At 71.0% G+C, this 7,948-nt stretch carries 6 protein-coding genes; 1 reads left to right on the top strand and 5 read right to left on the bottom strand.

The window, feature by feature from the left end:
* Window positions 1-67: 67 nt before the first annotated feature.
* Complete coding sequence (locus Q0112_RS07265; protein ID WP_297973338.1) at window positions 68-1,051, top strand: methylenetetrahydrofolate reductase; 984 nt, start codon at window positions 68-70, stop codon at window positions 1,049-1,051.
* A 24-nt stretch (window positions 1,052-1,075) separates the two neighbouring features.
* Here Q0112_RS07265 and purU read toward each other — a convergent pair whose 3' ends face one another.
* The 5 genes from purU to Q0112_RS07240 form a co-directional block, all read right to left on the bottom strand.
* A complete protein-coding gene (gene purU / locus Q0112_RS07260) occupies window positions 1,076-1,933 on the bottom strand; it encodes a formyltetrahydrofolate deformylase (protein ID WP_297973336.1) in 858 nt (285 codons plus the stop codon).
* 31 nt (window positions 1,934-1,964) lie between these two features.
* Window positions 1,965-3,362, bottom strand: coding sequence for an L-serine ammonia-lyase (locus tag Q0112_RS07255; RefSeq protein ID WP_297973333.1), 1,398 nt, complete (start codon window positions 3,360-3,362; stop codon window positions 1,965-1,967).
* Between the two features lie 5 nt (window positions 3,363-3,367).
* Window positions 3,368-4,636, bottom strand: coding sequence for a serine hydroxymethyltransferase (gene glyA, locus Q0112_RS07250; protein WP_297973331.1), 1,269 nt, complete (start codon window positions 4,634-4,636; stop codon window positions 3,368-3,370).
* 116 nt (window positions 4,637-4,752) lie between these two features.
* Window positions 4,753-5,298 (bottom strand): sarcosine oxidase subunit gamma, encoded by a 546-nt coding sequence (locus tag Q0112_RS07245; RefSeq protein WP_297973328.1) that lies wholly within the window; start codon window positions 5,296-5,298, stop codon window positions 4,753-4,755.
* A gap of 14 nt (window positions 5,299-5,312) precedes the next feature.
* Window positions 5,313-7,948 (bottom strand): sarcosine oxidase subunit alpha family protein (locus tag Q0112_RS07240; protein WP_297973325.1); only part of this gene is annotated, 2,636 nt, incomplete at its 5' end.

Raw genomic sequence — 7,948 nt, 5'->3', positions numbered from 1 at the left:
GGGCGATCGAGCCCGCGAGCGTGCCCCTTGCCGGGGAACCGCCGCGCGCCTCCGGAGAGCGGCGCCGGTGAGCGCGGAGCTTCCCGGCGACCACATCCCCCCTTACGAGGCGCCGCCGCCCGGTATGTCCTCCGGCAGCCGGCTCGAGCGGGCGCTGCGCGCCGGGCGATTCGTGGTGACCGCCGAGCTGAACCCGCCCGACAGCGCCGACCCGGCGGATGTTTTCGAGGCGGCGCGGCCGCTCTCCGAGGTAGCCGACGCGATCAACGCCACCGACGCATCGGGCGCCAACTGCCACATGTCCTCGATCGGCATCTGCGCGCTCCTGACGCGGGCCGGCTACGGGACCATCTACCAGATCTCCTGTCGCGACCGGAATCGCATCGCCATCCAGGGCGACGTGCTGGGCGCGGCGGCTATGGGGGTCAGGAACGTCCTGTGCCTGACCGGCGACGGGGTCGGGGTAGGCGACCAGCCCGGGGCGAAGCCGGTCTTCGACTTCGATTCGCTGATGCTGCTCCGGACCATCCGCACCATGCGCGACGACGGCGTGCTGCTCTCGGGACGCCGGCTCACCCGGCCGCCGCACATGTTCCTCGGCGCCGCCGAGAACCCCTGCGTGCCGCCGGTGGACTGGCGGCCGGAACGGCTGGCCAAGAAGGTCGAGGCGGGCGCCGAGTTCATCCAGACCAACTACATCTTCGACCTGCCGCCGTTCGAGCGGTTCATGGCGCGGGTCCGCGACCTCGGGCTCGACCGCCGGGCCTTCATCCTCGCCGGTGTCGGGCCGCTCGCCTCGGCGCGCGCGGCGCGCTGGATGCGCGCCCATGTCCCCGGCATCCACATCCCCGACGCGGTGATCGAGCGGCTGGAGCGGGCGCGGGATCCGGCTGCCGAGGGCACGGAACTCTGCGTCGAGTTGATGCAGCGGATACGCGCGATCCCCGGCGTGGCGGGCGTGCACGTCATGGCCTACCGGCGGGAGCACCTCGTCTCGGAGATCGTGCTCCGATCCGGCATCCGGACCGGGCCGGTCGCCAGGTGGCGATGAGGCCGGCCCCGCGCCGTTCCGGCCTCACATCGCGAAGACGACCGTCTTGTTGCCGTCGAGCAGCACCCTTCGCTCCAGATGGAGCTTGACCGCCCGGCCGAGCACGCGGGATTCGATGTCGCGACCGATCGCGACGAAGTCTTCCGGGCCCATCGCGTGGCTCACCCGCTCGGTCTCCTGCTCGATGATCGGTCCCTCGTCGAGGTCGGAGGTGACGTAGTGCGCCGTCGCCCCGATCAGCTTCACCCCGCGGGCGTGGGCCTGATGGTAGGGCTTCGCGCCCTTGAAGCTCGGCAGGAACGAGTGGTGGATATTGATCGCCCGCCCGGCGAGGCGGGCCGCGAGGTCGGCGGACAGCACCTGCATGTAGCGCGCGAGAACGACGAGCTCGGCACCGCTGTCCGCCACGAGGGCGAGCAGCCGCGCCTCGACGTCCGCCTTGGTCGCCGGGGTCACCGGCCAGTAATGAAACGGGATGCCGGCGTGCTCAGCCGCCGATCGGGCGTCGGGGTGGTTCGACACGATCGCGGCGACGTCGGCGTCGAGCCATCCGACGCGGATCTGATAGAGCAGATGCAGGAGCGCGTGGTCGAAGCGCGAGACCATCACGATGATGCGGGGGCGCCGGCGGGGGTCCACCACGTCGGCGTCCATGCCGAAGCGCTCGACGACCGGGGCGAGGCGCCGCTCGACGGCCCCGGGCTCAAGGCCCTCGGGGGCGAGGAAGGCGACGCGCAGGAAGAAGCGGTTGTTGCCGCGGTCCCAGAACTGGGCGGTCTCGGCGATGTTGCCGCCGAGTGCCGCGATCTCGCCGGTGACGGCGGCGATGATCCCCGGCACCCCGTCGCAGGAGAGTGTGAGGATGAGGGTGTGTTCGGGCATCGGCTCCTCCGGTGTCGGGCGGGCGTCGGGCTCAGCATTCCGGGAGGTTGACCGCGAGCCCGCCGGTGGACGTCTCCTTGTACTTCACGCTCATGTCGCGGCCAGTCTGGCGCATGGTCTCGATACAGGCGTCGAGCGGCACCACGTGGGTGCCGTCGCCGCGGAGCGCGAGGCTGGCGGCGGCGACCGCCTTGATGGCGCCGAGGCCGTTGCGCTCGATGCAGGGCACCTGGACGAGGCCGCGGATCGGGTCGCAGGTCATGCCGAGATGGTGCTCGAGCGCGATCTCGGCGGCATTCTCGATTTGGGCGTTGGAGCCTCCGAGCGCCGCGCAGAGGCCGGCCGCTGCCATTGCGGCGGCGGAGCCGACCTCACCCTGGCAGCCGACTTCGGCGCCCGAGATCGAGGCGTTGGTCTTGATGATGCCGCCGATCGCCGCCGCGGTGAGCAGGAAGACCCGAATGCCGGCGTGGTCGGAGTCGACGCAGTGGTCGCGGTAATAGCGCAGGACCGCCGGGATCACCCCCGCGGCGCCGTTGGTCGGCGCAGTGACGACCTGTCCGCCGGCGGCGTTCTCCTCGTTGACGGCCATCGCGTAGACCGAAAGCCATTCGGTGGCGGCGTGCGGCTGGCTGCGGTTGCTGCCATGCTCGGCGATCAGCGCCTCGCGGATGGCGCGGGCGCGGCGGCGGACCTTGAGGCCGCCTGGCAGGATGCCCTCGCCCGCGAGGCCGCGCTCGATGCAGCCGTCCATCACCGACCAGATCCGGTCGACGCCAGCGTCGAGCTCGGGCTCGCTCATGCCGACGGCCTCGTTGGCGCGCTTCATCGCCGCGACCGAGAGCCCGGACGTCTCACCCATTGCCAGCATCTCGGCGGCGGTGGCGAAGGGATACGGCCGGCCTGCCTCGGCGTCGCTGCCCTTGAGGCTCGCGCCGGCGAGCTCGCGCTCGGTCAGCACGAACCCGCCGCCGACCGAGTAGTAGGTCTCGGTGAGGTGCAGGTTGCCGGCGGCGTCGAAGGCCCGGAGCACCAGGCCGTTGGCATGGCCGGGAAGCGGCCGGCCATAGTCGAAGATCACACCCTTCTCGGGATCGAATGCGAGGGGGCCGAGGTCCGGCACGTCGAGGCGGCCGGACACCTTCAAGTCGGCCATACGGCGCGCAGCTTCGTCGGCGTCGAGGGTCTCGGGGCGGAACCCGAGCAGTCCCAGCACGACGGCGCGGTCGGTGGCGTGGCCCTTGCCGGTGAAGGCGAGGCTGCCATGCAGCGTCGCCTCTATCCGCGCCGCCGGGCCGGAGCCCGGCACTCGGTCGGCACCGTCGCGCAGCGCGTCGAGGAAGCGGGCGGCGGCGAGCATCGGCCCCATGGTGTGCGAGCTCGAGGGGCCGACGCCGATCTTGAAGATGTCGAAGACGCTGAGAAACATTGGTGTCAGCCGGCGTAGATCGGGAATTGCGCGCAGAGGGCGCGAACGCGTTCGCGCACTGTCGCCTCGACGTTGGCATCGCCGGCCGGATTGCGGGCGAGAGCGGTGAGCACCTCGCCGATCATGCCGCCGATCTCGCGGAACTCGGCCACCCCGAAGCCGCGGGCGCAGCCGGCGGCCGTGCCGAGGCGGACACCCGACGTCACCGTCGGCTTTTCCGGGTCGCCGGGCACGCCGTTCTTGTTGCAGGTGATGCCGGCGCGCTCGAGCGCCTCCTCGGCGGCGTTGCCTTTCACCCCGAGCGGGCGCAGGTCGACGAGCATCAGGTGGTTCTCGGTGCCGCCGGAAACGATGGCGGCGCCGTGGGAGACGAGCACCTCGGCGAGGGCGCGCGCGCTGTCGACCACCCGGCCGATGTACTCCTTGAACTCCGGCTCGAGCGCCTCACCGAAGGCCACAGCCTTCGCGGCGATGACGTGCATCAGCGGACCTCCCTGCAGGCCGGGGAAGACCGCCGAGTTCATCTTCTTCGCCAGCGCCTCGTCATTCGTCAGGATGATGCCGCCGCGAGGGCCGCGAAGGGTCTTGTGCGTGGTCGAGGTGACGACGTGAGCGTGGGGCATGGGGCTCGGGTGGTGGCCGGTCGCGACGAGCCCTGCGATGTGGGCCATGTCGACGAGCAGCATCGCTCCGACCGTGTCGGCGACGGCGCGGAAGGCGGCGAAGTCGATGACCCGGCTGTAGGCGGAGGCTCCGGCGATGATGAGCTTCGGCCGCTCGGCCTCGGCGATCCGCTGGACCTCGGCCATGTCGATGCGCCCGTCGGCGTCGACGCCGTAGGCGACGGCGCGGAACCACTTGCCCGACATCGCGGGCTTGGCGCCGTGGGTCAGGTGGCCACCAGCGTCAAGCGACATCCCGAGGATGGTGTCGCCGGGCTGCAGCAGCGCGAGCTTCACTGCCCCGTTCGCCTGGGCGCCGGAATGGGGCTGGACGTTGGCGAAGCCGGCATCGAATAGCCGCTTCACCCGCTCGATCGCCTCGGTCTCGACCTCGTCGACGAACTCGCAGCCGCCGTAGTAGCGGCGGCCGGGGTAGCCCTCCGCATACTTGTTGGTCAGGACCGAGCCTTGGGCCTCGAGCACCGCGGGGCTGACGATGTTCTCCGAGGCTATGAGCTCGATCTGGTCGCGCTGGCGGCCGAGCTCGCGGCCGATGGCGGCGGCGATGAACGGGTCGCGGGCGGCGAGGGTGGCGTCGGTCTGGGTCAGCATGGCATGTCCTTCGCGGCTGGGGTGTGAAAGGGGTGGCCTTCACGCGTGCAAGTCCGGCCATCCCGCTGTCTTTACGGGAATTTACCTTCGATAACTCTCGGTTTGACGCAGGTGCGTCAGAGTCCGGCGGCGAACTCGGCGGAGGCAGTCGTGAGGATCGCTCGCACGTGCGGGGCGAAGGAACGCCAGACCTCGAGCCGGAAACTGTCTTCGGCCTCGCGGATGAGCACCACCTGCGCGCTGTCGAAGACGGTGCGGGTGCCGGCGCCGACCGGCAGGGCGCCAAGGTCGCGCGGGCAGCCGCAGGCGAGCAGGTCGAGCGCCGCAGGGCCCTCGATCGCGAGCGCGATCTCGCGATCGGAGATGTCGACGAGGCTATGCGGCGCCTCGGACTCGACGGCCGCGAAGGCGTCGCGGATCGCCGTCGCCTCGGCTTCGGGGGCGTGCAGCACCCATTCGTCGGGGCCGAGGCCGAGGGCGCTCTTTCCGCCTTCCATGACGCGGACACCGATGCGCTCGGGCAGATCGAAGCCGAAGGCGCGCGAGGCGGCGGCGCGCTCGGCGGGGCCGACGCGCAGCGAGAAGCGCGCGGAGGTGGGCAGATCGGAGACGGTGACCCGCGTGGCGAGGGCGGCGGTCCCGGTCTCGGGGCGGATGTTCATGGGCTCTCCTCCTCTCAGGCGCTCAGGCGCGTGTTCTCGGGGTCAAGGAAGACCGTGCCGGTGACCTTGGCGGCCAGCGTGCGGTCCGGCATCGGGACGTGCAGGGTCTGTCCTTCGCGCTCGCGGCCGTCGGCGATGACGGCGAGCGCAATCGAGCGGCCGAGCGCCTCGCTCCAGTAGGAGGAGGTGACGTGGCCGAGCATCTTCATCGGCTTCGGCTGGTTCGGGTCGGCAACGATCTGCGCGCCTTCCTGCAGAACGGCCTTCGGGTCGTCGGTCAGAAGGCCGACGAGCTGTTTGCGGCCCTTGGCGACCATGTCGGGGCGGGTCAGCGAGCGCTTGCCGACGAAGTCGGGCTTCTTCTTGCCGATCGCCCAGGAGAGGCCGGCGTCGTCGGGCGTCAGCGTGCCGTCGGTATCCTGGCCGACGATGATGAAGCCCTTTTCGGCCCTGAGCACGTGCATGGTCTCGGTGCCGTAGGGGCAGACGTCGTACTGCTGGCCGGCCTCCCAGAGCTTCTCCCAGAGCGCGCGGCCGTGGCGGGCCGGGACGTTGACCTCGAAGCCGAGCTCGCCGCTGAAGGAAATCCGGAAGAGCCGCGCGGGGAAGCCGGCGACGGTGCACTCGGCGACCGACATGTGCGGAAAGGTCTCGTCGGAGATGTCGACGCCTTCGACGAACGGCTCGAGCAATTTGCGGGCATTCGGGCCGTTGAGCGCGATCGTCGCCCACTGCTCGGTGGTCGAGGTGAGCCACACGCGCAGGTCGGGCCATTCGGTCTGGAGGTAGTCCTCCATCATGCCGAGGACGCGCGCGGCGCCGCCGGTGGTGGTGGTGACGTGGAAGCGATCCTCGGCCAGCCGGCCGATGACGCCGTCGTCGCGGATGAAGCCGTCCTCGCCGAGCAGGAGCCCGTAGCGACAGCGGCCGACCCCGAGCTTCGCCCAGGGGTTGGTGTACATCCGCTCCATGAAGGTGACGGCATCCGGCCCGACGACCTCGATCTTGCCGAGCGTCGAGGCGTCGAAGATGCCGAGGGACGCGCGGGTCATCCTGCACTCGCGGTTGACCGCGGCGTGCATGTCCTCGCCGGCGCGCGGGAAGTACCAGGCGCGGCGCCAGAGCGCGACCGGCTCGAAGGCCGCGCCGTGCTCCTCGGCCCACGAGTCGATGGGCGTCCGCCGGGTGACGTCGAACATCGTGCCCTGATGATAGCCCGCGAAGGTGCCGAATGTCGTCGGCGTATAGGGCGGGCGGAAGGTGGTCAGGCCGACCTGCGGCGGCGCCTTGCCGAGCGCGTCGGCGGCGATCATCAGGCCGTTGATGTTGGACATCTTGCCCTGGTCGGTCGCCATGCCGTTAGTGGTGTAGCGCTTGACGTGCTCGATCGAGCGCATCCCCTCGCGGACCGCGAGGCGGATGTCCTTGGCGGTCACGTCGTTCTGGAAGTCGATGAAGGCTTTGGCCTTGGCGGCATTGCGGTCGGTCGGCAGCTCGGTGAGCGTGACACCGGAACCGGTGCGGTCGGCGGTGACGGCGTAGGTCGGGGCGGTCGCGTCGCGGCCGGCGTCCCTGGCCGCCTGCGCGCCGGCGACGGCGCCGTCGTCGAGGGCGGCGGCGATGCCCCAGAGGCCGCGGCCGCCGCCGGCGATCTGCACCGCCTCCGTCTTCTTGCCGGGAAGGTAGACCTGGAGCGCCTCATCCCAGGAAAGCTTGCCCTGGGTGTGGCTGAAGAGGTGCAGGCAGGGCGTCCAGCCGCCGCACATCAGCACGGCGTCGCAGGCGATGTCGCGGGCGGCGCCCGCCCTGCCGTTCTCGATCCGGTTGACGCGCAGCGACTTCACCCGCAGCCGGCCCGAGGTGCCGGTGACGGTGCGGCCGAGCAGGGCCTCGATACCGAGAGCCCGGGCACGGTCGGTGAGGGCGGCATCGACGGTCGAACGGACGTCGACAATGGCGACGGGCCTCGCGCCGGCCTCGGCGAGGTCGAAGGCGGCGAACCAGGCGCTGTCGTGCGCGGTGACGATCACCGGCCGGTCGCCGACCCTGACGCCGTAGCGGTTGAGATAGGTCTGGGCGGCGCCGGCGAGCATGACGCCCGGGCGGTCGTTGCCGTCGAACACCAGCGGCTTCTCGAGCGCGCCCTGGGCGAGGACGACCTCGCGCGCGCGGACCTTCCACATGCGCTCGCGCGGCGCCTCCGCCGGGGCGGTGGCGAGATGGTCGGTCAGGCGCTGGCAGAGGGCGACGAGGTTCTGGTGGTAGTAGCCGATTGCGGTGGTGCGGGTCATCACCGTGACGTTCGGCAGCCCGTCGATCTCGGCGAGTGTGGCGGCGAGCCAGTCCCAGGCCGGCTTGCCGTCGATGACGACTGAGGGCTCGGAGAGCAGCGTGCCGCCGGGTTCGGAGTTCTCGTCGACCAGCATGACCTTGGCGCCGGCGCGGCCGGCGGCGAGCGCGGCGGCGAGGCCGGCGGGACCGGTGCCGATGACGAGCACGTCGGTGTGGGCGAAGCGGCTGGCGTAGCGGTCGGCATCGGGCTCGGTCGGGGAGATGCCCAGGCCGGCGGCGTTGCGGATGATCGGCTCGTAGACGCGGTCCCAGAAGGCGCGCGGCCACATGAAGGTCTTGTAGTAGAAGCCGGCCGAGA

The sequence above is a fragment of the uncultured Amaricoccus sp. genome (assembly GCF_937858865.1).
Classification (GTDB): domain Bacteria; phylum Pseudomonadota; class Alphaproteobacteria; order Rhodobacterales; family Rhodobacteraceae; genus Amaricoccus.
Note: the sequence above shows the minus strand (reverse complement) of the source record. Positions and strands in the feature narration are given on the sequence as shown.

Bases quoted from the DNA above. Each gene is read 5' to 3' on its own strand.
- Q0112_RS07245 (WP_297973328.1), bottom strand. From the start codon at position 5,298: ATGAACATCCGCCCCGAGACCGGGACCGCCGCCCTCGCCACGCGGGTC.
- glyA (WP_297973331.1), bottom strand. From the start codon at position 4,636: ATGCTGACCCAGACCGACGCCACCCTCGCCGCCCGCGACCCGTTCATC.
- Q0112_RS07255 (WP_297973333.1), bottom strand. From the start codon at position 3,362: ATGTTTCTCAGCGTCTTCGACATCTTCAAGATCGGCGTCGGCCCCTCG.
- purU (WP_297973336.1), bottom strand. From the start codon at position 1,933: ATGCCCGAACACACCCTCATCCTCACACTCTCCTGCGACGGGGTGCCG.